Consider the following 357-nt stretch of genomic DNA (forward strand, 5'->3'; position numbering starts at 1 on the left):
CGTTGCGCGCGCCGTACTGGCCGCGCAACGCCCGCCGTCAGGTTCTCTGACGCGCACCCAGCGCTCGACCGCGGCCATCGGCACCTACGAAGCGCTGCGCACGCAGCTCGGGGATCCCACCTTGGATCCCGAGCTGCTCGAGCGTGCGCTGACGCACCGGTCGTTCGCCTACGAGAACGGTGGTCTGCCGCACAACGAGCGGTTGGAGTTCCTCGGCGACTCGGTGCTCGGCGTCGCCGTCACCGAGACCCTCTACACCCGCCACCCCGACCTCTCCGAGGGACGGCTGGCCAAGCTCCGCGCCGCAGTCGTCAACGCCCGTGCGTTGGCTGGCGTCGCGCAGACCATCGGCTTGGG

Annotated in this window: 1 protein-coding gene; it reads left to right on the plus strand. The window is 70.9% G+C overall.

All coding sequences use genetic code 11. The features are described 5' to 3' along the window. Nucleotides 1-76: 76 nt before the first annotated feature. Nucleotides 77-357, plus strand: a 281-nt coding sequence (locus KSO97_RS17365; protein WP_308188345.1) for a ribonuclease III domain-containing protein, incomplete at its 3' end; no start/stop codon positions are given.

Origin of the sequence: Nocardioides sp. R-C-SC26 (genome assembly GCF_021246465.1) — a bacterium.
In the GTDB taxonomy this organism is placed as follows: Bacteria; Actinomycetota; Actinomycetes; order Propionibacteriales; family Nocardioidaceae; genus Nocardioides.